Here is a 25617-nt window from a genome sequence, read left to right on the forward strand (position 1 = left end):
CCTATTCGGCGGCGTGTTGGCTTTCGCCTGACACGAAGTTGCGCCGGAAATCATTGGCGAACATCGTTCGGGTAAACCGGCCGAGCCCCGAGGCATGTTCGCCAAAGGTTTCGATCCGTGACAGCAAGGTGGTTTTCACCCTTTGATCGACCTGGGTCTGGAACTCGCGGGGGGCATCGAACTGGTAATCCTGCAGCACGCCCTGATATCCCGAATTCCTCCAGGCCTCGACATCGAAAGACGAGCTCCAGACGGGTTCGTGTTCCAGGGTTTCCGAGAAGGGCACATGCAGCATCACGGCGCTGTAGTAATTGATGATCGTGTCGAGCATCTCGTGCGCTTCGTGGTCGTCCTTGTCCAGCAGGTCGCTGATGGCCCGTTTCAGGAAATCAAGTGCTTCGTCCAGCACGATGAACCGGCCAATCATCGAATATTTGCTGAGCAGATTGCCCCCCAATTCGCCGCTGATCAGATCATCATAATTTTCCTGTGCCCAGGCGACACAATTGGCGCGGGTTTCAAACAGCTCCTGCTGGTTTTCCTCCAGATAACCGGCCACCGCATCCCGGAAGGGTTTGGGGGCCTGATCGAGAATGTCCTGCATATGCTTGACGATCAGGAAGGGCCGGATGCCACGGGACCGCGCCAGCCGGAAGGCTTCCTCGAAATTGTCTTCGTAATAGAAGATCGTCAGCAGCAGATGGAAAACACGGGTGTCCAGATAATCCTGGAACGAGAAATTCTCGGACTGGACCACCATTTCCTCGGTCTCGACCACGGTTGGGCCGGTATATTTGCCCAGGCATCGGGCAACCACGCGATGGAGCGTTTTGAAGCCGAATTTCTCGCGGCTGTCGGGGTTGGCCAGCGGTGCGCCGTGCAGCAGCATCAACTGGTGCGCCGCGACCCGGCTGACGCCGGTTTCGATCAGCTGATCGACGGCATCCATGAAGGATTCCCGGGTTTCACCGGGCATGCACAAGATCAGCTCGCCATAGGATTGCATGCCTTTTGAATGCAGCTCCTGCTGTACCTCGGCATAGGTGTCCAGGCTGATATTGTCGCGTTTGATGTTCTTCAGAACTTCCGGATTCAGAGACTGAACCGACGAGGTCATCGGCAACCGGCCCTTGGCCTTGCGCATCACCTTGATGATCCGGTCGCCGCGGTTCTTTCCCGTGGTTGTTCGGATGTATTTCGGCCAGTCGTACCGTTCCATCAGATGGCCCAGGTAATCGGCCACCTCTTCGTCCTGCACGTACATGCCGAAATTGTCGTCCGCGAAACAGAGCGGGCTGGCATGGTTGATGCGGGCGACGATGTAATCCAGATCGGCCTTGGTGCGTTCAAAGGAATGGCGGAACACCTTCGAATTCGATTTGACCGCCGAGTTGCAGAACGCGCAGGTGAACGGGCAGCCCCGTGCCAGTTGCATCAGTGCAAACAGGCCGGTGTCGAAGAACTTGTCCATCAGCCCGGCCAGATAGGGCGAGGGGATTTCATCCAGATCGCGGATGCGGGGGGGCTCGGCCCCGCGCAGGATCTCTCCGGTTTCGGGGTGCACGTAAAGCGCGCCATCGACGGCCTCTTCCCACATGCCTTCGCGTCGGGCGCCGACATCGATGAACCGTTGCAGCGTGCTGAGGAACGCGCGCTCGCCCTCATAGGTGGGGCCGCGCACATGCATGTCGATCTGCGGCATGGTCCGGATCCAGCTGTCCTGCTCTTCTTCGGTCAGCGGGAAGTTGGGGCCGCCCATCAGGGTCAGGCTGTTGGGATTGACCGCCTTGACGTAGTCGGCAAAGGACAGGGCCAGATGGTGGTTCCAGGAATAGCTGGAAAAACCGACCACATCGGGCGGAGCTGTGTCGACGGCCGCTTTGAATTCCTGCGGATCACGAAAGATCGCGACCTCGATCGGTGTCGGGCTTTTTGCATGAGCCTGGGCATAGGTCGCAAGATTTCCAACGCCCAATGGGTAGGTGTCCGACGTGGCAGTAACGAGGTTATGTCCAAGATCAGCAAGATAAAGACGCATTGACGATTATCCTTCCAGCACTGGTACCAAATACATTTAACAGTCCATATCCTACTATATATCAGATGGACCGGTTACGGATCGAAAGTGTTTATGTCTGTAGTTTTTAGGCATTATATCAGACCTCCTGCTGCCACGGGAAGCGATCGGTCAGCGCCCGGGAAACAAGGATGAATGCCAGAACGGCCGCGGGCAGAACCAGCAGGCCCTGCGCAAGGATCGGATGCAGTCCCGTGCTCAGAAGAGCTTCGAGCGAAAAGGCGTTGAAAACGTAAACCATGACATATGCCAGCAGGTAGAAGGGCAATTTCCTGAACCCTTTGGTGTCGAATACGATCCGGGCGTGGGTCATGAAATTCCACAACACGCCGATCACGAACGAGATCGCAAGAGCCGCCTGTGCGGGCAGCCCCGACAGGCTCAGAACCGAGAAAACCGCATACCCGAAGGCCGTATTCACGATGCCGACCAGGGCAAAAAGCATGAAGGATTGCTTGCGTAGAAAAGATGAAGATTTCATACGGCCTCCTCCCTTGACCGAAGACACCGGGCGACTCCGGAAGCAATATCATATTGTGGCATAAAACCGGTCTCGTCCCGCAACCGGGTCACGTCCGCCGCCAGCCGGGGCGGATCGTCCGCTGCGCGGGCGATGGTGCCCAGGCGGATCAGATCGGGCCGGTGCATCTGGTTCGCCACCTCTGCAATCAGGTCTCGAACCGGGGTCGCCGTACCGCTGGCGACATTGACCGGGCCGGTCAGATCGCTTTCCAGCACGTGCAACAAGGCGCGGGCAAGATCATCGACATGCAGGAAATCCCGCTCCTGCCGCCCATCGGTGCAATCAACCGGCCGTCCCGCCCCGAGGTTTGACATCAGATCGCCGAACAGTCGCCCCGGCGGTTCATCCGGCCCGTAGACAAAAAAGATGCGGGCCCATGCCAGGGACAGGCCAAGCGTCTGCTGGCCCGCGCACAGTGCCAGACCGGCCCCGGCCTTGGCCGCCCCATAAAGGGTGCGGGGGCGCAGGGGGCTGGTTTCGATCAGCTCCGGTACCGACCAGTCATATTCGGCGCAGCTTCCGGCGCAGACCGCGCGCTGGCCTCCTTTGCGTGCAAACGCCCGCACCAGATGCAGGGTGGCGGCCATCCAGTCCAGATTGGCCCCAGAAGTCCAGCGGTCGCGCGCGCCGTCATGCCAGGCCAGATGCACCAGATGGCTGGCACGGGCTGTTTCAAGGGCTGTCGTGGTGGCGCCGGGGTCCAGCAGATCGCAGGGGATGTCGCTTGCCGGGTTGCGGCCCAGCGTCACCACCTCGTGGCCCGCCTCTGTCAGAGCCGTGGCTGTCGCGCGCCCGATCAATCCGGTTGCGCCCGTCAGCAGAACCCGTGCCATCAGCTGATCCTGATCTCTGGCACGGCTGTCACGAAGCGGGTGCCGTGCGCCTTCAGGTCGGACAGTTGATCCGTGACCTCGTCCCGGATGTTCCAGGGCAGGATCAGCACGTAATCCGGCGGCGTCTCGCGCAGGGCTTCGACCCCGTGCACGGGGATATGACTGCCGGGCAGCAGCGTGTTCTGCTTGGCCGGGTTGCGATCAACGCAGTAAGAGATCAGGTCGGGGCCGATCCCGGCATAGTTCAGCAGCGTGTTGCCCTTGGCGGCGGCACCATAGGCGGCAATGGTGTCCCCCCTGGCATTTGCTTCGCGCAGAAAGGCGAGCAATCCGTCGCGCAGCGCTTCGACCTGAATGGTGAAATTCATATAGCCCTCAGGCCGGTCGAACTGCGCCGCAGCCTCATCCGCGCGGACCTTGGCCAGACCGGGCCCTTCGGGATGGCTGGCACCCTCAAGGCAGGCGAACACCCGCAGCGAACCGCCATGGGTGGGCAGTTCCTCGACGTCGAAGACACGCAGGCCCGCCTTGGCAAAGATCTTCTCGACCGCCAGCAGCGACAGATAGGAGTAATGTTCGTGATAGATCGTGTCGAACTGCACTTCGTTGATCAGGTTCAGAAGGTGCGGAAACTCGACCGTATAAACCGCATCACCCGTCAGAAGCGTGGCGATGCCCGCAACGAAATCGTTGATGTCAGGCACATGCGCCAGCACATTGGCCGATGCGATCAGCGCCGGAGGTTTCTCGGTCGCGGCCACCTTGCGGGCCAGCGCCTCGCCGAAGTAATCGACCAGCGTGCGCACACCTTTTTCTTCGGCTGCCGCCGCCACGCTGCCCGAAGGTTCGATCCCCAGAACCGGGATGCCTTTCTCGACGAAATACTGCAACAGATACCCGTCATTCGAGGCGATCTCGATCACCAGATCATCCGGTCCCAGATCAAGCCGGTCGACCATCTGTTCGACATAGGCCCTGGCATGGGCCAGCCAGCTGTCCGAATAGCTCGAGAAATAGGCGTAATCGGCATTGAAGATCTCATCCGCCGGTACGGCGTCTTCGACCTGTACCAGATAGCAGTCGTTGCAGACCCAGGCATGCAGCGGATAGCGCGGACAGGCCGTGCCCGCGCGCTCGGGCGGGACATAGGAATTGGCCAGCGGCGAAAGCCCCAGATCGACCAGCGTCTGGGTCAGGGCTGCGCCACAGCTCCGGCAAGCGGGGTGTGTCATTGCGGCATCCTCCAGCGCAGATCCTCGCTCAGCGTGCCTGTGCGGATATGCTCTTCAAGCGCTTTCAGCCGCATCAACGGAGATGACCTGAAATCGGCATCGCCAAAGTTGATATCGTTCAGCAATTGCAACAAATCCCGGATGGTGCCTTCAAGCGTCTGCACCGGCTGATGTTCGGGTGCCAGTTGTTTGTAGAGCGAAAAGTCGACCTTGTAAGACCGGTTGTCGGGCGAGGCATCGGGATTGATCGAGTAGCTGGCCCCGGGGACCGCTTCGGCTACGGCCTGCGCCAGATCGCGGATCTGATAGTTCCACACATCCGATCCAGCGTTGACCGCAAGCCACTGCCCCCCGGCATCTTGGGTCCGGGTGATGGCCCAGTCGATGGCTCGGGCCATGTCGCGCACGTCGATCAGCGGCCGCCACGGGCTGCCGTCGCTCAGCACCGTGATCTTGCCAGCGGTGACCGCACAGGCGGCAAAATCGTTCAGCACCAGATCCAGCCGCAGCCGGGGTGACGGCCCGCAGGCGGTGGCGAAACGCAGCGCTGTACGCAGCATCCCCGGCGTGTCCATGGCCGCCAGCGCGCGCTCGGTCCCGATTTTGCTGCGGGCATAGGCGGTCAGCGGGTTCAGGGGCGCGTCCTCGGATCTGGCATCGCCTTCGGCGAAACCATAGACCGAACAGCTGGAGGCGAAGACAAAGCGCGACACCCCGGCTTCGGCGGCCAGATGAGCGGCCTGCACGATGGCATCCTGATTGATTTCCGTGGTGACTGTTTCGAACCGGGCACCCATCGGGTCGTTCGAGATGGCCGCCAGTGCAACAACCGCATCCGCACCCTGGAACAGTGACGCATCGATATCGCGAATATCCGCGATGATCTGCTGGTTCAGAACCCGCTCGGGCCACGCATCATGCGTGGTCAGCCGGTCCGAGAAAAACCCGGGATCAAGGCCGATCAGATTGGCGTTGGGATAGGATTTCCGCAAGGCAGCTGCCACGACCGGACCAATATAGCCCAGATTGCCAAGCAGGATGATTTTCGGAGCGGAACCCAGCGTCATTCCCAGACCTTCCATGGAGCATTGCCTTCCTGCCAGCGGGCTTCGAGTTGACGGCGGTCGCGCAGCGTATCCATCGGTTGCCAGAATCCCTTGTGGCGAAACGCCATCAGATCGCCGTCTGCGGCCAGCGTTTCAAGCGGAGCGCGTTCCCAGATTGCGCCGTCCCCGTCCAACAGATCACCAACCGAAGGATGCAGCACGAAGAACCCGCCATTGATAAAACCACCGTCACCGCCCGGTTTTTCGGCAAAACGTTCGATCTGATCGCTGGCCAGCTCCAACGCGCCGAAACGCCCCGGTGGCACGACTGCGGTGAGCGTGGCACGTTTGCCGTGGCTTTTGTGGAACGCGACCAGCGAACTGATATCGACATTCCCGACCCCGTCGCCATAGGTCATGCAAAAGGCCTCTTCATCCTTGAGCAGATGCATGACACGGCGCAGCCGCCCCCCGGTCTGGCTGTCCTCTCCGGTATCGACCAGCGTCACGCGCCACGGTTCCGATTTGCTGTTTGCAATCTCAAGCCCGCCATTGGCCAGATCGATCGTGACGTCTGAACTGTGCAGAAAGAAATTCGCGAAGTATTCCTTGATCACGTAACCCTTGTAGCCGAGGCAGACGATGAAATCCGTGATGCCGTGTGCCGCGTAGATTTTCATGATATGCCAGATGATCGGTTTGCCGCCGATCTCGACCATGGGTTTTGGAATCTTGACGGTTTCTTCGCTGAGCCGGGTTCCCAAACCACCGGCCAGAATAACGCATTTCATCAAATTGCTCCCTCGTTAACAACGAGACTGGCTACCAATTCACTCGTTTGAACCCGGACCTGATGTATCCGGGCCTTTGCAAACATTCACACGCAGTAGGATGGCAGCGCCGCCATCCTGTCAAGATTCACGAGAGGACGAGTCATGAGGCGCTGAATTTCCTGTTGCTCTGGCGCTCAACCATACACAATGCGAGAAAAGTCACAGCATTGTTGATGCGCCTTTTCGGTTCGTTGATACAGTGAAGGACATCACAGACGCAGCCTGAAAAAAGCGGTCATGGTTCAGGTCAGGCGCCTTGCAAGAGGTGTGTGTATCCAATCTATGTTTCGCTTCCGGGCGGGGAGTTTCGGCTGGCTGTGCCAGTCAGCAAACATCATTATTTTTCAGGGCATTGTGGAAAGCGCGTGCTGTTTCGGGAGGTGTGAAAGACCGTCGGTTTCGCAAAGCCCAAACCGGCTTTCGGCACAGGCGACCCGGTTTGAGCCTGTCATCGATTTGCACAGAAGGGCGCAAGTGCGGTTCGTCAAACGGAATGGTTGATTTTTCTGCGCGGAAGGGGTGGAGCTAAAGGCGCAGGAGCCCCGTTTCGGGGACTGACAGGATTTTGTTGTGAATCTCGGATAACCTCTTGTAGCTTTAGGTCAGTGTTTTGGTATGGGTGTTAGTCATTTGAAAAAAGATATTGTTCCCGTTGTCGTCATTGGTGGTGGTCCAGCAGGGCTGACAGCAGCCTATGAACTTCAGAAACTGAGCGACACACATGTTCCCCGGGTGTTCGAGGCCTCGGACATGGTTGGTGGCATCTCGCGAACCGAAACGCACAAAGGGTATCGCTTCGACATTGGCGGGCATCGGTTTTTCACCAAGGTGCGCGAAGTCGAGGATATGTGGCACGAGGTGATGGGGGGTGATTTCATCACCGTGCAACGCCTGAGCCGCATCTTCTACCGCAACAAATTCTACGATTACCCGCTGCGTATCTTCAACGCCCTTGGCAATATCGGCCCCTACGAGACCTACAAGATCATCGGCAGCTTCATCAAATGGAAGATTCGTCCACGCCAGCAGGAAGACACGTTCGAAGACTGGGTCGTCAATCGCTTTGGCGGGCGGCTTTATATGCATTTCTTCCACAGCTACACCAAGAAGGTCTGGGGTATTCCGCCGTCCGAAATCCGCGCCGACTGGGCCGCGCAGCGGATCAAGAACCTGTCTTTGCCCAAGGCGGTCTGGAACGCGATTTCCGGGGCCAATGACACCGCCAGCCTGATCGAGGAATTCCAGTATCCCCGCCTGGGCCCCGGCATGATGTGGGAAAAGACCCGTGACTTGATCCGGGAAAAAGGCGGATCGGTCGAAACCCATTCCGAAGTGATCCAGGTGAACCGTGATGGCAATCGCGTCACGTCGATCGATGTGCGCCACTGGACTGAAGATGGCGAAAAACACACCGAGCGGGTGGAGGGCGAAGAGTTCGTCAATTCGATGGCCGTTCGTGATCTGATCCATGCTTTTGATCCGCCGCCACCGCCCGAGGTCGTCGAGGCGGCAGACCGTCTGCGGTATCGTGATTTCCTGATCGTGACCCTGATCCTGGATCACGCGGACCCGTTCCCGGACAACTGGATCTACATCCACAGCCCGCAGGTGAAGGTGGGGCGCATCCAGAATTTTCGCGCCTGGTCCGCGGAAATGCTGCCAGATCAGAACACCGCATCGATCGGGATGGAGTATTTCTGCCAGAAAGGTGACGGGTTGTGGTCGTCAAGTGACGAGGATCTCAGGCATCTCGCCAGTGAAGAGCTTGAAAAGCTGGGTCTGGCCAAGGCCAGCGATGTCATCGACCACGCGGTTATCCGGCAGCCCAAGGCCTATCCGGTCTATGACAGTGAATACAAGGACGCCCTGGACACAGTCAGCGGCTGGCTGAAGACGCTGGAAAACTTCCAGACCGTGGGTCGCAATGGTCTGCACCGCTACAACAACCAGGATCATTCCATGCTGTCGGCGATGTACGCCGCGCGCAATATTCTGGGCGAGGATCATGACGTCTGGGATGTCAATGTTGAGCGCTCTTATCACGAAGAGTTTGAAGCTAAGCCCAAGAAGAAGGCGGCCCCGCAATCCGCCGTCCGCAAAAGCACGGCTCTCTGAGGAAGGGGCAGCCCTTCAACTGTGGACCGCAGCGCCCACAGGTTTGTTGGCAGAGGACGGTCGGGGCCGGAATCTGTCCGGCCGGATGCTGACGTGATCGCGTAATCTGTTGATTTCGCGATCTTCATCCTGATGATCCAGCCGGCATCGCAGCCAAACCTCGGTCAGCAGCAACCGCAGCCGCAGATCCGGACCGGCCTCTTCGATGGTGTTCGCCATCTGTGTTCGGGTCAGGCTGAAAAGATCCCCCAAATGGGCGTTCCTGAAGTATTCCGGCCGGATCTCAAGCCGCTGAAACACCGTCGTCCAGAACCCGATCTTGATGCGCTGGCTCAGGGTGTTGGGGATGTAGCGGTTGGCAACCTCGCGGACCACCCATTTGTCGCGGATGAAGGGGTGTGCCTTTTCGAAAACGAACGGAGAGCCTCTGAGCTTGTAGCGTGCCGGCAGATTGATCCCGAACCGGGCAACCTGTGTGTCCAGAAACGGGAACCGCGCCTCGATCCCGGCAGCCATGCCCATTGTATCGTTGCGATGCAAAAGCGTTCGCAGATGGTGGTGCATGTAATCCAGGCTCCATTGCCGGCCTCTTTCCTGAAACTTGCGAGGCAGCTGTGCCAGGCTGTCGGCTACGGCCCGCTTGTCCTGCGCCATCTCGCGACCATTCAGGATGTCGCGGACGTTTTCCATGTTTCCCATCCGGTCAGGTGCCAGGATCGGGCCAACCCCCGGTATTGCGCGTATGGCCGAGCCCAACCCGCTGATCATCCTTTCATACCCGTCTGTCAGGCGTTTGCGGCCAAGCCAGGGGTAGCCCAGAAACAGCTCATCCGATCCTTCGCCTGACAACAGCCCCTTTATCCCTGAATCCGCCGCGAGCTGGGCGATCATCATCAGTGGTGCGCAATTGGGATGATAGGAAAACGGGTATTCGTAGTGACACATTACGCGCGGGATCATGTCGACGAAATCCTGCTCTTCAGCCTCGATGACATGCAGATCAAGTTTCAGGCTTTTGGCCAGTTCCGAGGCGGCGTCCACCTCGCTCCAGGCGCCTTTCACATTGGCGTGGAACAGGGCGATATTCTGGTGCTGGGCCGCTGCGATGGCAACGATCAGGGATGAATCCACCCCGCCTGAGCAAAACGCGCCAACCGGTGCATCCGCGAATAAATGCGAGGCCACGGATTTATGCATGAGATCCGCATATTCATCGACGATATCGGCAGCCGACAGGCCATCGAGGCGGGTCATCTCATCAAGGTCGAGAAAGTCGGTCAGGTGGAAGAAAGAGGCGATGTCGATATTGCCCGATCCGTCATGCCACAGGTAAGTGCCGGGCGTCAGGCTGCGGATCCCCTGATAGAAGGTCGGGCCGCTGGTCGGGCCTCCGAATTTCATCAGGTAAGCCGCGATCGAGTTGACATCGGGTTTCAGGGTTATCCAGGGTTCGAAGGCCTTGATCTCTGAACCGAACAGAAAGGCGGGGCCTTGTTCGGTCATGCCTTGCATCCAGTAAAGAGGTTTCATGCCAAACCGGTCCCGGGCCAGCAGAACCCGGTGTGTCTGCCGGTCGATAAAGGCAAGTCCGAACATGCCATCGAACCGGGCAAGCGCATCTTCGCCCCATTGGATCAGGCTGTGCAGCACCACTTCGGTATCCGAGGTGGTGCGGAACGGGATGCCCAGTGCCTCAAGTTCAGCGCGCAGGGTTCTGAAGTTATAGACTTCGCCATTGTAGACAAGGATGTAGCGGCCGCTTGGGTCCGTAAATGGCTGATCCGACCGGGTGTCGGTATCAACCAGAGACAGGCGTTGATGGGCCAGGCCAAGACCGGGCTCGCTCAGAATATTGCCGGCATCGGGGCCGCGGTGCCGAATGGCGAAACCGCTTTGACGAAGCCGTGTGACATCAGGGGATGAGGTTGTATCCTCTGGGAAAATTCCAAACAGACCGCACATCCGGCACCTCAAATCGCTAAAACTAAATTTTGGGTTCTGAAACGGATCGCTTTCGACAACCGATCAGGTCAAATATATAAAAGGTGGGGTGAACGCCGCATGTCGGGTCCTGTCATGCTATGTTCACGTTTGGGCCGTTTGTCCCGTATGAGGGGTTATGAAGGTACTGGTTGCGGAAGATGACGATACGCTGCGCGGTGATCTTGAATGTTTGCTGCGCGCCCGGGGTGATATCGTAAGACTGTCAGGAAACGGCAATGATGCGCTGTTTCTGGGAGAGACCGAGGATTGGGACGCGATCGTGCTGGACCTGGGGCTGCCGGGGCTGGACGGGTTGTCGATCCTGCGGGAATGGCGCAGCCGCAAGGTTGCAGCACCGGTTCTGATCCTGTCGGCGCGTGACAGCTGGAACGATATCGTTTCCGGGCTGCGCAGCGGGGCTGATGATTATCTGTCAAAACCTTTTCATTCAGAAGAACTTCTGGCGCGGCTCGAGGCCTTGGTGCGCCGTGCAAGCGGGCGTGGCACGCCCTCGATCGATGTCGGAGATCTTTCGGTTCTGCCGGATGAAAAAGCTGCCTTTTTCAAAGGGCGCAGCGTATCGCTGACCGCTTTCGAGTTCCGGGCGCTGGAGCATCTCGCCCGACATGCGGGATCTGTTGTCAGCCGGGCAGATCTGATCGAACATATCTATGCCGAGGATATGGATCTGCAATCGAACGTCATCGATGTTCTTGTCTCACGTTTGCGTCGGAAAACTGCGGCGGGAATGGTGGAAACCGTGCGGGGGCATGGGTATCGGATTCCGGTAGATGACGCATAATTGGGCTACGATCCCCCGTCGCGTTTCGATTGCCACGATAGCGATCTGCTGCGCCATACTGGGTATCGGGGCCATGATCTGCATTCAGGTCTACCGGGCTCATGAAATCGGCGAAATGGATTTGCTGCTTGGGCAGGATTTGTTGATCGAAGCCCGGCGGGTCGCCTATGACGGGGCACAGGCTGAACTGCTCGAGAGCGTTGGCCCGAGCTATTATGACCTGACCAATGAGCAATGGTTCTGGCAATTGACGCGTGACGGGTCTGACGAAATCCTGCTGCAATCCCCGTCACTTGGCCCTGTTACCGCAGATAGCTGGGTTCTGGACGTCCCGGAAGCCGGAGGGAATTTCGTAATCCCGGGCGGAGATGTTCTGCGTGGAAGGCGGGCTGCGTTTCCCGGGATGGAACCGGATGAGACATTGACCTTCCGGATTGCGGCCCCACTGATGCATGTCACGGAAGAAACCAACCGGGCTGCAAAGCTGATTGCATTGATTTTCATTGGTCTTGCCATAGTGGTTTCGGTTTCGGTCTACATCACTGTGAACAGGGGGCTGATGCCGCTCAAGCGGCTCAGCAATTCCGTGAAGGTCATGCGTAAAAACGACACCATCATAGACGATCAGAAATGGCCGCCCGATCTGGTTCCCGTGGTCGAGGAACTGCGCGAGCTGCACTGGCGCAACGGCACGATCATCGAAAAACACCGTCGAAAAAACGCAGAGCTGGCGCATGGCCTGAAAACGCCGCTGGCGGCATTGGCGCGCGTTGCCGAAGAGCTTGAGGGAGATAAAGGAGATCAGATAACGGATTTTGTGGGGCGTATGACCGGTGTCATCAAACGCAACCTCAGCCGCGCGCGTACCGAACGCCCCTATGGAAAATCCTCTCCGGTGCATGCCTGCGCCGAAGATGTATCGTTTGCACTTGGCATCACACTCCGAAACAGGATGCCGCATATCGAAAACGCCATAGACGCCGGAACCACCTTTTGGGGCGAGGAGGCCGACATTCAGGAGATCCTGGGCAATCTGCTTGAAAACGCCTGTCTCTGGGCCAAGAGCCATGTACGCATATCAGTGACGGCACCCGAACCGGGCATGATCACGTTGAGTATCGAGGATGATGGCCCCGGGATGGGGGCGGGTAGATCAGAGGGGTCGGCTCAGAAAGACAATACAGATGAGACCGAGGGGCATGGGCTGGGGCTTTTGATCGTGCAGGATATCGCTGAACTTTACGGCGGATCCGTCAGTATCGGAACATCCTCTCTGGGTGGTGCGCGCGTTTCGGTAACGCTGCCGGGCCAAATTGAAGCTGCCAGAAAGCCCAGAACGCGGTCCCTCAAAGGAAACTTGCGCAGGGCAAACTGATCGGTTTGCCCGGTTTTCGGCGGGTGAAACCTGACAGGTTAACTTCGCCTGACCGACAAGTTATGCCGTCTGCCCAGCATGTGATATTCGAACAGGCACCAGACATAGATGGTGGCCGAGTAGACGTAATAGACCTGATGGTAGAGCAGACATTTGAACGCAAACCACGGCCCGCCATGCCCGGACATGGCGCGCACCAGATCCAGATTGGCTACAAAGGCCGCGGCTAGTAACACAAAAGGCAAAGGCCAGCTTCCCGGCCAGAACGGCAGGGCCAGAAGCGACAGCAGCAACAGCCCGGCAATTGCGGCCCGTGCCCGCTCGGCCATCGAGGTGTTCAGGTCATCGGTCAACCCCTCACGCGAGATCATCAGCCGGGCCCAGGGCAGGGCACGGCAGAAGATATCCGTGCTCAGGCTGTTGCGGATGGTCCAGACCTTCAGGTGTTTGCCCTGCAAAAGCGGCTCGACCAGGATACGTCTGCCGGTGGCCGCGATCCGGTAACCCAGTTCGATATCCTCGATCGAAGGCACCTCATAGGTTTTGACATCAAAGCCACCAACTTCAAGAAACACGTCGCGCCGGATGGCGCCACACCCGGCCCAGAAGGTGCGCGCCTCGCGGCGGGCGCGTTGATGGTGATAGCGGTGCAGAAGGTTCTTGTAGCGTGAAAACCAGGCCTGCCCGTCCGGGGCATCATCATAGGATCCGAACACGGCGCCCACATTGTCTTCGGACATCGCCCGGCGAATATGGTCCGGTCCGTCCGGCCAGGCGATGACATCGGAATCCACGAACCACAGGATATCGCCCGTGGCCTGCTGGGCGGCCAGGTTGCGGGCCGCTCCGGGGCCGCCATTGACGGGCGTGGTCAACACGGTTGCGCCCATTTCCCGTGCCAGCGCCGCGGTGCCGTCGGGGGATTGGTCATCCACCACCAGAACCTGCTGCACCTGACCGGTATTCAGCATTTCAATCAATGGCGGCAAAACGCGCGGCAGCAGATGTTCGGCATTGTAGGCCGGCATGACCACGCTGATGGAAAGGGGTTGATCTGAACTCACGAAGGATCTCCGGCAATGATACGCGAAGCGCCTGAGCGCTGAACAAGGAAAAGAAAGGCCGCCGTAAAGGGCAACAACCACATCACGCGCGCGCCGTAACGATCCGCGGGTTGTGATACTCCTCCGCAGACCAGAGCGTTGACCGCTATTCCGATCAGGATGAACAGCGCAAACAGCTTCATGTCACGCGACACACTACCCGGCCGCAGCAGAATGAAAACGATAAAGGCGAAAGAGACGGCATAGATCACGCCGTGCACGATATCGGCCGTTTCTATCCAGCCCCTGTCCTGAGACAATGAACCGCCTTGGAACATATCGGGCCGGATATCTTCCATTCTGGCCAACCAGCGGGCGTTTTCCAGCTCCACATCCGTTGGGATCGTCATGGCAATGCTATAGCGCAATACCTGCTGATAGCCGTTCCGGGCCAGTGCCAACGAGGTGGAAAGAGGCCGGGACAGGAAAACCGCCTTGGCGAATTCCCGTTGGGACAGGGCAACCCGTTTCTGATCTTCGGGTGACATGAGCCGGAATGAACCTAGGTTGGGGGAGCGTTCGAAAATGATATGGGATGGTGTCAGCCTGTAGGGATCATCTGACCACGACAGCGCTTCGTGTAGTGCGCAGGTGGGCACTTCGGCATTCGGACAGACCTCGTCCAGATAATCCATGCCCGGCCCGTCAACGATGAGCCGCGCAGTGATATGCGGCGTATAGACGACCTCTTTGTTGGTGGCGATTTCCACGGTGACCTGAAAGGCCTTGCGCTCGGCCAGTGCCAGCGCCAGAACCATCATCATCAAGATTGTCGCGCGCCAGCGCCGTGGTCTTTTCCCCCAGAGCGCGGCCAAAGCGACAAAGGGTATCATTAACGCCGCAACCGCCAGATGAGACGGGTGCAGAAGGGCGCTGAACAGGGCCAGACTGGATACCAAAAACAGTTCCCAGGTTTGCATCATCCGCCCAAAGGCCGTCAGTGAGGCAATCACGATCAGCAGCACCGGTGCAAAAATATCCGGCATCATATAGGCGACATAAAACGGCAATGAAGTGCTGGCTGCCACCAACAAAGGCACTGCGGTCATCATGACTGTGTTCGGCGTCCCGCCCGGCGACCGACCAGCGGTTCGCGCCAGCATCCAGACGGCCAGCAGCGTAGCAACCAGATGCAATACCGGAAGGATGGATAGGGCATCGACCCGAACAAGCGCAGCCATGATGAGGCCATAGATCAGTGACCGTGATCCGGTTGCGGTGTTATCCTCATCGGCGTTGTGGGTTACACCTGCCGCAACGCTATCAGCTGTCGGCGGAAGGAAACTGCTCAAGGCCACATTTCCCTGCCGGATGTAACTGCCGGTATCGAAGTAATAAAGCGGCCCGCCATTGATTATGAGAACGGACAGGCAGACCAACAGCGCCGCGATCAACAGGAGGAAAGCCCCGACCGTCCAAGATGGCTTATCCGAAAGAGCCGACACGGTCATATCCGTTCGGCGACCAGCTTCGCCGCAAGTACGGTGTGCTGAAAGCAAGCAACTATTGCATTCAGCCCGTCTTCCAGTGCCATTTCACAGGGATCAAAATCAGGCGCGTTCATCAGCGTCCTCGGCAGCCTCCATCAATCGGGCCATAAGCGGTGTTATCCCACTCCGGTCTCTGCCGGCATGGCGTTAAGCAATCATTTGATAGCAAGAAAACCTTCAAAACAAATATACTTCTGAATACTCATCACATCCTTGAAACCGGCCCGGCCCAGCAGATCCAGATTGCCCTGGGTGGAAAACGGCTCCAGCACGCTTTTCAGGCTGCGCGCCTTTTCGACGATTTCCTCGCTTGAGAATCCGTTACTAATTTTGAATTCGTTGTAGAGCTGAGTCACAAGATCCTGGAACCGCGCATCCGGCCCCCGGACCTTTTCGAACATGACAAACGCCCCGCCCCAGTTCAGGGTGTTGTAGATCTTGGTGAACAGTTCCTGCCGGTACCGGGGCGGGATGAACTGCATTGTATAATAGCTGACGATCATGTCCGCCTTTTCCATCTCCATATGACGGGCATCGTCATGAAGAATGGAAATGTTCGGGACATCCGCGCAATGAGCTTCGGCGACCTTCACCATTTCAGGTTCGACATCGATGCCGATCCAGCGTGCGTCAGGCTTTCCCGCATTATGTTCTGCCAGCTTGCGGATCAACTCTCCGGTCGATGTGCCGATTTCATAGCAGAGACTGTCATTGCGGACGAAGAAATCGGAAACCTGACAGATCAGGCCGTGACCCATTTCATAAAGAGGAACAGACAATTTGATGTGGTCGACAAACGTATCGGGAACACTGCCCCCAAAGGTCCAATTCGCATTCTCAGCGGCTATGTTCTGGCCAACACCCATGCGCAATGTCTCCTCGCTAAATAGGCAGGCACAATAGACAAACGGCTAAACAAGGGCTTCCGATTGAAAATGCGTGCCTGAACTTGGTACAATAACAATCCAAAGCTACACGAAACTTTCGGACCGTCGAAGAAGAAATATGGCGGAGCCCGGGTTTGTGGCCTTTTTCCCTTCTGTCGCGATCCGCAGGGCCCTTGTCGCGGGCCGAAAGTGGACAGTGCGCTGAAATGATTTGTATTGTTTCTTGCCTTGTGCGGCACGGGGGCGCCCGTCATGTGAAAAGACGTGCCGGCTGCATTTCATGACAGAGTGATCGGGCGTGGTTCTGCATTGCCTGAACCGGTTCGGATTATGCTTGGTGCAATGTGAAAACGCTTGGAATCGCCGGAAAGTCGGCATGTTCTCCAGACGCAGATTCGCCTTATTCGGGTGATTCTGGTTCACGATAGGGAAACAAACTGTAACTCAGGTATCCATTGTGCTGAGCAATGGGCCCTTGCGACAAAAAAAAGCCACAATTCCGAGGAAAATCCTTCGCAATCAAATAGAAATGAATTATTAATAATTGCAGTAGGTGCCCTGCCGAGATTTCGAGCGGGTTGTGTGTATAAAAATCAAAGGTGGGACTTTGTATGTTTAGAACTTTTAAAATGATGGCGGCGGGGCTTGCTACTGCTGTGATGATGGCCGGATCGGCCAGCGCTCTGACTTCGGTGTCAGCGGGTGGTGGTCCTCTTCCGGGGGGTGGATATGACATCACCTCCGACACGCTCTTCTCCGGTACGGTTTCCACGATGGGTGGACCCGGGGCTTACATGATCAACTTCCAGTCGCCCATTGATCCTCTTTTTGGTGTTGCGAACGCTTCGATCACCATCAATCTGCTGAGCACGTTCACAGGTCTGACAGTGAGCTGGGTCGACGCCTTGAATCCGGCCAACGTGCTGGCATCGACGTCGGTTCTGGGTGGTGTTCAGACGACACTCAGCACGCTGTTCAGCAGCGTCAGTCCGAACACCTTGAGCCAGAATTTGGTGTTTAGCTGGGCCAACTCTACAGGGGCAACCGATGCCAGTGGCAAGCCGGTGCCGGTTACGTTTGATTTCGACGTCGCACCAGTTCCGCTGCCCGCCGGTGGTCTGCTGCTTCTGACCGCGCTTGGTGGTCTGGCTCTGACGCGTCGCCGCAAGGCCGCCTAAGCGACACACAAACCTGACAAACAGGACAAGGGGCCGTTTCGCGGTCCCTTTTCTTTTGATCAGATGTTGCCACCTGCCGCCTGGCGCAACATCCAGATCATCCGCTGACATCTGAGCCGGAACAATGTGATGACCGCCCGACTGGTTTCGCCCGCCGAGGACAGCTTGTCGCTTCTGAGGATTTTCGGGGTGTGCACAATTGCACTGGCTGGCATGGCCAACCCACGGATCGCCCACCGCATGCGCGCGGCGGCGTTGGTGCCATGCAGCAGATATGCCTCTTGTGTCGTGCGCCGCCACTTGGCCTTGAGCGCGGGCCAATTCTGCCGGGACGGATGGCTGACACGAAAGTTGTCCCGGTAGATCAGGCTATAACCGCGCGCGACCGCGCGCATGGTCCATTCCCGATCTTCCGAGACACCGTTGATGAACCCGCCGATTGCATCGAACACATCGCGTCGGGTCAGCAGGTTGCCGGCGCCGGAAAATCCCTGAACCTCGATATACCTGCGGAAGTTGAATGCAAAAACAGCCTCGAACGCTTCTGCGCCGCTGCGCGGGGGTGGGGTTTCGTCAAAGACATCTACCCGGCCACCAATCAGATCGGCCTGATCCGCGACCTGACGCCCGACGCTCAACCAGTCCGGCGCGGGTACGCAATCGGCGTCAATGAAAAACAGTCGGGGCGCTCTGGTTTCTGCAACTCCGCGATTGCGGGCATGGGCCGCGCCCTTTTGGGTTTCCACCACGAAATGCACCTCGGGAAAGGCCTGGCGCATCGTATCCAGCGACACCGGAGAGTTGTTGTCAACGACAACGATTTCAGTTGCCGTCAGATCATTCTCTCTCAGGGCAAGAAGACATCGTTCCAGCCGGGGCAAATCGTTGTAATGGGGAATGATCACTGCATCGGCCGGGGCCGTATCAGTAGGATCCGTACTCATTGCCAAACGTTCCGCTGATGTATCGGCATTTGTTCAACACGATCCCCATGACGCTGGTCAGTTCCGCCAGTTGCTGTTCGGAAACGTCGATATGGTCGATGCTGGTCTCTTCGGCGGCCGCCAGAAGCAGGGCACAATCGACATTCCTGAGAAACCCGTGGCTGTCATCGCTCATCATCAGGGGGGGCGTGTCGAACAGAATGACGTCGGGTTTGTAATCCGCCTCAAGCTGTTCGAGAAATTCGATTGCCCGTCGGCTTTGCAAGATCTCCGCCGGATTGCGCGTGGGCGTGTAATTCAGCCCGAAGATCACGTTCTTGCCATACCGCAGCGCATGTTCGTGAAACGGCACCGACCCCTGAATGACGTCGGCCATACTGTGGTTGCCGGTTTGCTTCAGAATCTCGGCCAGCCCCCTGCGCCGCATGTCGAAATCGATCACGATCGTCCGCAGATCTTCCTGCCGCCCCAGGCTGAACGCCAGGTTGGCCGTCGTCGTGCTTTTGCCGCACCCGCTGTACGGGGAGGTCAATGCCACCCTGCGCCATTTGTTGGACAAGATCTGCTGCAGCATCTTGGTCCGCAACATGTCATAGGGGGTGGCGTCTCCGCCGCCAGCAAGCGATGCAAGCCGGTTGCGCACTGCAAGTTTGGGGTCGATCTGTATCTCGGGCACGCTTTGCCACCGGGCGTCACAAGCGTCTTCTGACGGGGCGTGACGGGGCGGTTGTTCCATGACCGGCGGCGGGCTTTCGCGGCTCTGCCGTTCCTCGCGCGCCTTTTGAATCGCTTTCTGAAGACGGTCCATCACACATTCACCAAATCAATCGAAACAATACTCACCAGTATGTCTCCAGTTTATCCATCACTCTCTCGGTAATAAGATCGAGGGGCAGGTAATAGGTATGCACCGCCCAGACCCCGGCTGGCACTCCGATTAGAATAGCCAGTATGATCCCACCCCATACCGCGCGCTGCATCAACACTTCACCGCGTGATGGAGCATAGGGAATAGTGGCGATCGGCCAGACCTCAAGCTTGTTGATCAGGTCTTCGGGCCGACGCACGGACCGATTCAGGACCTCCAGCAAAACCACCAGCCCCAGCCCCAGCAGGATACCAAAGGCCGATCCCCCTCCGGCAATCATCAGGCGGTTGGGTTTCGAAGGCTCGCTTGGCGTAGAGGGATGCTCAATGACGGAAATACGTTGCCCTTGGGACGTGACCTCAATCCGTTCCCCGGTCGAGGCTGCGGCCAGACGGCTGACTGCGGCATTGTACTGGGTTTGGATGTTGTCATGTTCGCGCTGCAGTTCAGATAGTGTGATGGCATTGGCCGGCGTCTGATCGATGGTCAACGTCAGAGCGTTAAGACGGTCTTCCATAACCCGTTTCTGATCCTCTAACGCCGAAATCTGCGAGTCGACCTGGGCCAGTTGCAGATCAAGGGCCGAGTTGCCTGTTTGTACATCAACCGGGGCTGGGTTTGTTGCCTGTTCGGCGGCAACCACTTCCTCGAGCTTTTCGATCCGGGCTTGCAACAGCTTAATCTGAGGGTTGTTTTCGGAATAAATCACACGCTGATTATCCAGTTGATTCCGCAACTGGCTCAGCTGTTGTTGCGCAGGGGACAGGTTCTGCTGGGAGACCCCGACAACCTGACCGGTTGAACTGAAGATATTCACCAGCTTTTCGCGCTGCGCTTTGAGCGAAAAGATCTGTTGGTCTGTTTGTTCAAGATTGGTCTGCAATGCCCCCTGCTGCGCCAGCCGAAATTGCAGGCTGTCGGGCAAGGCGCTGGAGTTTTCATTCTTGAACTCAAGGATACGGGCACTGCGCCGGCTCAACTCGTCGCTCAGCCGTTCTACTTCGAGCTCGAAGAAAGCCAGGGTATCTGTGGCCCGTTCCTTGCGATAGGTGACATCCAGCTTCTGGATTTCCGTCAGGTATCTGTTCAACACACCTGCCGCAATCTGGCCACTGCGCGCCTCGAAGGTGATTGTCATCAGATTGGCCTGATTGAGACCCCCGGTGATCCAGATCGAGGTGCTCTTGCGCATGGCGTTGACGATCTGATCGGGGGTTGCCTCGTCCTGATCGGGCAGAACCTCAAATTCATGGGCGATATCAAGAAGGACCGGCCGGGTCAGCAGGCGCTGTTCGATGATCTGCAGTTGCTCTGCTGCAGGTGTGGTCACAGTACTCGCGGCCAGGCTGCCTGGAATCTGGGGCGATTCCACGATCAGGCGCATCTGAGACAGGTAGGTCGGGGGCAGCGCCCGTGCTATGATGATCGATGCCACAGAGACAATGAGCGCGACGATCAGAAAATACGGAAACCGCCTCAGGAAAATGGAAAAGTAATAGCGAACCGGGCCCATATCAGACTGTCAGCTCCTTCTCGAGTGAGTTTCCGCCAAAGAACACGCCATCTTTGACCACTTGCTCCACAACCTCTTCATCCACTTTCTCGGCCTCATTCGTCCAGGCATAAAGCAGGGCAAAGTCGCAGAACTGATTTACAAGTCGCGGAACACCGCGCGTTTGTGTGAAAATCTGCTTGCAGGCCTCTTCGGTGAACTCATCGCCTGAACCGCCAGCCGTTTTCATCCTATGTCTGATATAGGCTTTGACCGAAGACTCATCCATCCGTTCAAGATGAAAACTTGCGGCAACGCGCTGTGTCAGCTGGCGCATCTTGGGATCAAGAACCATGTCGCGCAATTCAGGCTGACCAACCAGAACAAGCTGAATCAGCTCATCCGTATTCGAGTTGATATTGGTCAGCATCCGGATTTCTTCCAACCCTTCGACGGTCAGGTTCTGCGCTTCGTCAAAGATCAGAACCACCCGCCGGCCCTCGGCATATTCCGCGACCAGGAAATCCTGCAGCGCCCGGAATATCTGTACATAGCTTGCATCCGCCTCGATCGGCAGACCCAGCGCGTGCAGGACCCATTGCAGCAGCTCTCCGCGACCGCCCTGCGCATTCGAGATCAGCCCAACCGTGATCGACTGCTCCATCTCGCTGAGGAGATGCTGTATCAGGGTGGTTTTCCCGGCCCCGATTTCCCCGGTCAGCACGGTGATGGGCGCACAACTCATGATGCCGAATTGCAGGACCGAGTAACCGCGCTTGTGCAGCGGCGACCAGTACATGAATCCGGGATCCGGAAGCAGCGTGAAGGGCCGTCGGTCAAGCCCGAAATAATCTAGATAAAACCCGTCGCTGGACGCCATTGCACCTCGGTTGCCTTCTGCCTTGTCAAACCTCGTACTGGCCCCCTGGAGATTATCCAAACTCATACTCTGAACCACCAGAAATCCCTTACACAACGAACACATCACATAAACAAAAAGTACTTGGGTACTAGTTTGTCACAAAATCAAGATAGCAGGCACCACTAAACTGCACACGCGGTGAATTGACCTTCCCGCTTTCTCAATCTGAAGTGATCGGTGCGATTGTTTCCGTTGTGTCCTTATTAGGTTGACCAAAAAAGAGGCGACCAGAACCTGATGTGATCACACATTAAAAAAGATTCTAAGGGCGGAAATCAAACCTAAAGGGTGAAATTTTCGCTCATTGTGTCCCAAGGGGAAACGAAAGTTCATGAATTTGCGGCCAATCAGCTGATCGCATCTTCACGATACTGTAAAAAAGAACCTGTATTCAGCGACCAGAGAACACGTTCGCCAGCATTAATGTTTTGCAAGGCAGGTGGAATTTGTTAACAGTTGGATACGGGAAAGCGGCCTCGCAAGTGAGTAAGTGCAGGGTCGAAGTGGTATAAAAATATAAGATTTTAAATATATGTGGTTGAGGTCGAGCGTGTTCGGTTCGTAAGTTTGGTGAGTGGTTCGTGAGTAATTGTGTGTGTTGGGGGTTTAAATAGTGACAAGTCATTCGAAAGAAGTGGCCAACGCTGGCGCGGGCTACTCCGGTATTTCTGTTGTACCCACTCCGTTGCCGTGTCGAGGGGTGTACAGAAGTGTGGGCAAGCGTCTTTTTGACATTGCGTTCGCTTTGCTCGCAGCACCTTTCGTTGTGCCTTTTGTTCTTATGCTGGCCGCATTTTTGGCATTCCAGGGCGTGACTCCGTTTTATCGGCAGGAACGGCTGGGCAAGAACGGCAAGGCGTTCAAGATGATCAAGCTACGCACAATGGTGCATGACGCCGAAAATGTGCTGCAAGAACATCTGAAAGAAAACCCTGAAGCCCGTGAGGAATGGAATCGCGACCAGAAACTGCGGAATGATCCGCGCATCATCAAGTTCGGGACATTCCTGCGCAAATCCTCGATGGATGAGTTGCCGCAATTCTGGAATGTTTTCGTTGGCGAAATGTCCGTGGTTGGCCCCCGCCCCATGATGGTTTGCCAGAAAGAGCTTTATCCAAACAACATGTACTACAGAATGCGCCCTGGTATTACCGGCTCATGGCAGGTCTCCAACCGGAACAACTCGACATTCGCCGAGCGCGCGCAGCATGATGTGGAATACTGGAAGGATATGTCGCTCAAGACGGACATGCATATCCTGTTTCGGACAATTTTTGCGGTTCTGCGCGGGACCGGTTGCTGAAACGGTCATTTTGTAGCCTTTTGGGGTGGCTGTATCCTTGTTGCGCCCAGATCGTGTGGAAACCTACCCATGAACCAGTCCGTCTTTTCCCATCTCCCACGTCTTGCATCGCTTCTGTGTGCTGCGTTCCTGTTCCTGAGTGCCTGTGACACCGCTGAAGAGCGGGCCGAGAAACATTATCAGGCCGGGCTGGCCTTGCTGGAAGAGGGCGACGTCGAGCGCGCTCTGGTCGAATTCCGCAACGTCTTCAAACTGAACGGCCAGCACAAAGAGGCGCGCCTGACCTATGCCCGGCTTGAGCGTGATCGAGAGAACATCCCTGTCGCATTCGGCCAGTACCTGTTGTTGGTCGAACAATACCCGGACAATTTCGAAAGCCACTTCGCACTGGCCGAGATGGCGTTTGACTTGGGCAACTGGGACGCTGTCAGACGCCATGGTGCGATAGCCGCCGAACTGGAACCCGACAATATAGAGGTCGAGTCCATCAATAACAGCCTGGCCTATACCGACTCGATCCGTAACGGGGATGTGGCCAGAACGGATTCCATCATTCGGACCGCACGCGAAATGATCGACCAAAAACCCGATCTGATGAGCGCGCGGAAAATCGTGATCGACTGGCTTGTCCGCAACGAGCTCTGGGATGATGCGGTCGACGAGATTGATGCCACACTGGCCGTAGTGCCGAAGCAGGACAATCTGTACGCGATCCGACTGCGTGCCCTACAGGCTCAGAACAAACACGAAGAGATAGCGTTGCAGCTCAAAGGCATGCTTCAGCTTTACCCCGAGGATGAGGGCGTCGAGGCGATGCTGGTTCAGCATTACATCGACTGGAACGAGCTGGATGCGGCTGAGGATATTCTGCGCGGGAAGATCGACCCTCAGGCCGAAGATCACATGCCAACTCAACGCCTTATTGCATTCCTGAACGACCATCGCGGTCCCCAAGCCGCTATCAACGAAATTGATGCAATCATCGCGCAGGATAGTACAAACGCCGCAAAGCTCCGCGCATGGCGGGCCACTTTGAAATTTCACAGCGGGGACACGCAAACCGCGCTTTCTGAAATGCGCAATCTTCTGGCAGATGCAGAGCGAACCGCACAAACCCGGGAAAACGAAGTAGAATTCGCCCGGATGCTGTTCAGCGAGGGAAAATCTGAAGAAGCTCGTGCTTTGGTCGAAAAGATACTTGAAGAAGATCCGAAACAGGTGGGGGCGCTCAAGTTCAAGGCTGCCTGGCTGATTGAGGACAATCAGACCGGTGATGCGATTATCCTGCTGCGCGAAGCCCTGAGCCAGACCCCCCGCGATCCGCAATTGATGACCCTTATGGCCAATGCTCACGAGCGCAACGGCGATCGCGAACTGATGGGCGAAATGCTTGCCCTGGCTGCGGAGATGTCCCAGAACGCAGGAACCGAGGCTGCGCGCTATGGTCAATATCTGCTGTCAAAAAATGACTTGGAAATTGCCCAGAGCGTGTTGCTGGATGCCTTGCGCAAAAGCCCGCAAAATCCGGACCTGCTGTCTCTGCTTGCCCAAACCTATATGCGTCAGCAGGATTGGGACCGCCTTGAAGCTGTTCTGAAGTCGCTCGAAGCGCTGACAGACCCCAACGCGCAACGCCTTTCGAACGAGCTCAGGGCATACATGCTGGCCTCCCAGAACCGCTCTGACGACCTGATGGAATTTCTCAACGAATTGGCCGCAGATCCCCAATTCGGCTTGCCCGCTGATATCGCGGTTATCCGACTGATGCTGGCTCAGGACAAACACGAAGAAGCCTTTGCCCGGATCGATCAGAAACTTACGGAAACCCCGGATTCCCTGCCATTGCGCTTTGTAAAGGCACGTGCGCTGGCGGAAGAAGGGGAACTTGACAAGGCCGAACAGATTTATCGCGCGATCATCGATGAGCGCCCTGACATAACACGAGCATGGGTCGCGCTTCACATGCTGGAAGCCGAGCGTGGCAATATCGAAAAAGCCCAGGATGTCCTGGCCGAGGCACTGATTGCCCTGCCCGAAAATCCCGATCTGCTATTTGTGCAGGCAGCGCTTCACGAACAGGCCGGCGATATGGAGCAGGCCATTGCCGTTTACGAAAAGCTCTACCCCCTCAGTGGCCAGTCGATTTTGGTTGCCAACAACCTTGCCAGCCTGCTGACAACCCAGCGCAACGATGCCGAAAGCCTGCAACGAGCGCATGTTTTGGCGCAGCGTCTGCGGGGCACGCAAGAGCCCGCCTTTCAAGATACCTATGGCTGGGTGGCGTATCAGGTCGGCAACTATGAAGAGGCCGTCCAGTACCTGGAATCTGCGGCACAGGTTTTCTCTGGGCATCCTCTGGTCTTGTACCATCTGGGCAAAACATACGCCGCTCTGGACCGGCACGAAGAAGCTTTGCGCAGTTTTCGTGCAGCTGAAGCGACCGGGGCAGCCTCGGCTGAGATTGCCTCATCCATAGAGGCCGAGATCGAACGGCTGGTCACGATGAGCAACGCAGGTCAGTAAGCGCACAGAGTGCACGCGCGCCGCCGCTGCATTTCTGCCGCATCTTGTATGTATCAGACTCCCTGCTGATTGTTTTGCAGCTTGTGGG

Annotated in this window: 20 protein-coding genes; 6 read left to right on the plus strand and 14 right to left on the minus strand. The window is 57.1% G+C overall.

Annotated features, from left to right (window positions below):
* Position 1 precedes the first annotated feature (1 nt).
* The 6 genes from GOW04_RS20310 to rfbF all read right to left on the minus strand — a co-directional run bounded on the left by GOW04_RS20310 (position 2) and on the right by rfbF (position 6502).
* Positions 2–2038, minus strand: coding sequence for a B12-binding domain-containing radical SAM protein (locus GOW04_RS20310; protein WP_171233819.1), 2037 nt, complete (start codon positions 2036–2038; stop codon positions 2–4).
* A 118-nt stretch (positions 2039–2156) separates the two neighbouring features.
* Entirely contained in the window at positions 2157–2558 is a 402-nt protein-coding gene (locus GOW04_RS20315; RefSeq protein WP_170347032.1) for a GtrA family protein, read from the minus strand.
* A complete protein-coding gene (locus tag GOW04_RS20320; protein WP_171233820.1) occupies positions 2555–3433 on the minus strand; it encodes an NAD(P)-dependent oxidoreductase in 879 nt (292 codons plus the stop codon). The genes GOW04_RS20315 and GOW04_RS20320 overlap by 4 nt, the downstream gene beginning before the upstream one ends.
* Positions 3433–4665 (minus strand): class I SAM-dependent methyltransferase, encoded by a 1233-nt coding sequence (locus GOW04_RS20325; RefSeq protein WP_171233821.1) that lies wholly within the window; start codon positions 4663–4665, stop codon positions 3433–3435. Before GOW04_RS20325 ends, GOW04_RS20320 begins: the two co-directional genes overlap by 1 nt.
* Positions 4662–5732 (minus strand): NAD(P)-dependent oxidoreductase, encoded by a 1071-nt coding sequence (locus GOW04_RS20330; RefSeq protein ID WP_171233822.1) that lies wholly within the window; start codon positions 5730–5732, stop codon positions 4662–4664. The genes GOW04_RS20325 and GOW04_RS20330 overlap by 4 nt, the downstream gene beginning before the upstream one ends.
* Entirely contained in the window at positions 5729–6502 is a 774-nt protein-coding gene (rfbF, locus tag GOW04_RS20335; RefSeq protein WP_171233823.1) for a glucose-1-phosphate cytidylyltransferase, read from the minus strand. The genes GOW04_RS20330 and rfbF overlap by 4 nt, the downstream gene beginning before the upstream one ends.
* A gap of 672 nt (positions 6503–7174) precedes the next feature.
* On the opposite strand from rfbF, the gene GOW04_RS20340 reads away from it, so the two are divergent.
* The gene (locus GOW04_RS20340) at positions 7175–8659 is read left to right on the plus strand and encodes an NAD(P)/FAD-dependent oxidoreductase (RefSeq protein ID WP_254430217.1); all 1485 of its coding nucleotides are present in this window, start codon (positions 7175–7177) and stop codon (positions 8657–8659) included.
* Positions 8660–8674: 15 nt separating this feature from the next.
* Here the strand turns inward: GOW04_RS20340 and asnB are convergent, their stop codons facing one another.
* A complete protein-coding gene (asnB, locus tag GOW04_RS20345) occupies positions 8675–10621 on the minus strand; it encodes an asparagine synthase (glutamine-hydrolyzing) (RefSeq protein ID WP_171120412.1) in 1947 nt (648 codons plus the stop codon).
* A gap of 157 nt (positions 10622–10778) precedes the next feature.
* Here asnB and GOW04_RS20350 point away from each other — a divergent pair, with 157 nt between their 5' ends.
* Entirely contained in the window at positions 10779–11444 is a 666-nt protein-coding gene (locus GOW04_RS20350; RefSeq protein ID WP_171120414.1) for a response regulator transcription factor, read from the plus strand.
* Positions 11434–12819, plus strand: coding sequence for a sensor histidine kinase (locus GOW04_RS20355; RefSeq protein WP_171233825.1), 1386 nt, complete (start codon positions 11434–11436; stop codon positions 12817–12819). The genes GOW04_RS20350 and GOW04_RS20355 overlap by 11 nt, the downstream gene beginning before the upstream one ends.
* A gap of 38 nt (positions 12820–12857) precedes the next feature.
* On the opposite strand, the gene GOW04_RS20360 is transcribed toward GOW04_RS20355, so the two are convergent.
* From GOW04_RS20360 to GOW04_RS20370, 3 genes are all read right to left on the minus strand, one after another.
* A complete protein-coding gene (locus GOW04_RS20360; RefSeq protein WP_171233826.1) occupies positions 12858–13883 on the minus strand; it encodes a glycosyltransferase in 1026 nt (341 codons plus the stop codon).
* Positions 13880–15373 (minus strand): hypothetical protein, encoded by a 1494-nt coding sequence (locus tag GOW04_RS20365; RefSeq protein WP_171233827.1) that lies wholly within the window; start codon positions 15371–15373, stop codon positions 13880–13882. The genes GOW04_RS20360 and GOW04_RS20365 overlap by 4 nt, the downstream gene beginning before the upstream one ends.
* A 194-nt stretch (positions 15374–15567) precedes the next feature.
* A complete protein-coding gene (locus GOW04_RS20370; protein WP_171233828.1) occupies positions 15568–16278 on the minus strand; it encodes a methyltransferase domain-containing protein in 711 nt (236 codons plus the stop codon).
* 632 nt (positions 16279–16910) lie between these two features.
* Here GOW04_RS20370 and GOW04_RS20375 point away from each other — a divergent pair.
* A complete protein-coding gene (locus tag GOW04_RS20375) occupies positions 16911–17477 on the plus strand; it encodes a VPLPA-CTERM sorting domain-containing protein (protein WP_171120516.1) in 567 nt (188 codons plus the stop codon).
* A 59-nt stretch (positions 17478–17536) separates the two neighbouring features.
* Here GOW04_RS20375 and GOW04_RS20380 read toward each other — a convergent pair whose 3' ends face one another.
* The 4 genes from GOW04_RS20380 to GOW04_RS20395 are packed head-to-tail and all read right to left on the minus strand — an operon-like array spanning position 17537 to position 21661.
* Positions 17537–18421 carry a glycosyltransferase family 2 protein gene (locus GOW04_RS20380; RefSeq protein ID WP_171120513.1) on the minus strand — a complete coding sequence of 295 codons (885 nt, stop codon included), beginning with the start codon at positions 18419–18421 and terminating at the stop codon, positions 17537–17539.
* Positions 18402–19229: a CpsD/CapB family tyrosine-protein kinase gene (locus GOW04_RS20385; protein WP_171233829.1), complete on the minus strand. Its 828-nt coding sequence runs from the start codon at positions 19227–19229 to the stop codon at positions 18402–18404. The genes GOW04_RS20380 and GOW04_RS20385 overlap by 20 nt, the downstream gene beginning before the upstream one ends.
* A 31-nt stretch (positions 19230–19260) precedes the next feature.
* Complete coding sequence (locus tag GOW04_RS20390; RefSeq protein ID WP_171120508.1) at positions 19261–20802, minus strand: lipopolysaccharide biosynthesis; 1542 nt, start codon at positions 20800–20802, stop codon at positions 19261–19263.
* Position 20803: 1 nt separating this feature from the next.
* Positions 20804–21661, minus strand: a complete 858-nt coding sequence (locus GOW04_RS20395; protein ID WP_171120590.1) for an ExeA family protein — start codon at positions 21659–21661, stop codon at positions 20804–20806.
* Positions 21662–22415: 754 nt separating this feature from the next.
* Here GOW04_RS20395 and GOW04_RS20400 point away from each other — a divergent pair.
* Complete coding sequence (locus tag GOW04_RS20400; protein WP_367397139.1) at positions 22416–23006, plus strand: sugar transferase; 591 nt, start codon at positions 22416–22418, stop codon at positions 23004–23006.
* 69 nt (positions 23007–23075) lie between these two features.
* Positions 23076–25529, plus strand: coding sequence for a tetratricopeptide repeat protein (locus tag GOW04_RS20405; protein ID WP_171233830.1), 2454 nt, complete (start codon positions 23076–23078; stop codon positions 25527–25529).
* Positions 25530–25617 lie beyond the last annotated feature (88 nt).

The organism is Ruegeria sp. HKCCA4812, assembly GCF_013034245.1.
Taxonomy (GTDB): Bacteria; Pseudomonadota; Alphaproteobacteria; order Rhodobacterales; family Rhodobacteraceae; genus Ruegeria.

What these genes read in the sequence shown, in the direction of transcription:
- GOW04_RS20310 (WP_171233819.1), bottom strand. Translation starts at nt 2,038, where the DNA reads ATGCGTCTTTATCTTGCTGATCTTGGACATAACCTCGTTACTGCCACG.
- GOW04_RS20315 (WP_170347032.1), bottom strand. Translation starts at nt 2,558, where the DNA reads ATGAAATCTTCATCTTTTCTACGCAAGCAATCCTTCATGCTTTTTGCC.
- GOW04_RS20320 (WP_171233820.1), bottom strand. Translation starts at nt 3,433, where the DNA reads ATGGCACGGGTTCTGCTGACGGGCGCAACCGGATTGATCGGGCGCGCG.
- GOW04_RS20325 (WP_171233821.1), bottom strand. Translation starts at nt 4,665, where the DNA reads ATGACACACCCCGCTTGCCGGAGCTGTGGCGCAGCCCTGACCCAGACG.
- GOW04_RS20330 (WP_171233822.1), bottom strand. Translation starts at nt 5,732, where the DNA reads ATGACGCTGGGTTCCGCTCCGAAAATCATCCTGCTTGGCAATCTGGGC.
- rfbF (WP_171233823.1), bottom strand. Translation starts at nt 6,502, where the DNA reads ATGAAATGCGTTATTCTGGCCGGTGGTTTGGGAACCCGGCTCAGCGAA.
- asnB (WP_171120412.1), bottom strand. Translation starts at nt 10,621, where the DNA reads ATGTGCGGTCTGTTTGGAATTTTCCCAGAGGATACAACCTCATCCCCT.
- GOW04_RS20350 (WP_171120414.1), top strand. Translation starts at nt 10,779, where the DNA reads ATGAAGGTACTGGTTGCGGAAGATGACGATACGCTGCGCGGTGATCTT.
- GOW04_RS20355 (WP_171233825.1), top strand. Translation starts at nt 11,434, where the DNA reads ATGACGCATAATTGGGCTACGATCCCCCGTCGCGTTTCGATTGCCACG.
- GOW04_RS20365 (WP_171233827.1), bottom strand. Translation starts at nt 15,373, where the DNA reads ATGACCGTGTCGGCTCTTTCGGATAAGCCATCTTGGACGGTCGGGGCT.
- GOW04_RS20370 (WP_171233828.1), bottom strand. Translation starts at nt 16,278, where the DNA reads ATGGGTGTTGGCCAGAACATAGCCGCTGAGAATGCGAATTGGACCTTT.
- GOW04_RS20375 (WP_171120516.1), top strand. Translation starts at nt 16,911, where the DNA reads ATGTTTAGAACTTTTAAAATGATGGCGGCGGGGCTTGCTACTGCTGTG.
- GOW04_RS20380 (WP_171120513.1), bottom strand. Translation starts at nt 18,421, where the DNA reads ATGAGTACGGATCCTACTGATACGGCCCCGGCCGATGCAGTGATCATT.
- GOW04_RS20385 (WP_171233829.1), bottom strand. Translation starts at nt 19,229, where the DNA reads ATGGACCGTCTTCAGAAAGCGATTCAAAAGGCGCGCGAGGAACGGCAG.
- GOW04_RS20390 (WP_171120508.1), bottom strand. Translation starts at nt 20,802, where the DNA reads ATGGGCCCGGTTCGCTATTACTTTTCCATTTTCCTGAGGCGGTTTCCG.
- GOW04_RS20395 (WP_171120590.1), bottom strand. Translation starts at nt 21,661, where the DNA reads ATGGCGTCCAGCGACGGGTTTTATCTAGATTATTTCGGGCTTGACCGA.
- GOW04_RS20405 (WP_171233830.1), top strand. Translation starts at nt 23,076, where the DNA reads ATGAACCAGTCCGTCTTTTCCCATCTCCCACGTCTTGCATCGCTTCTG.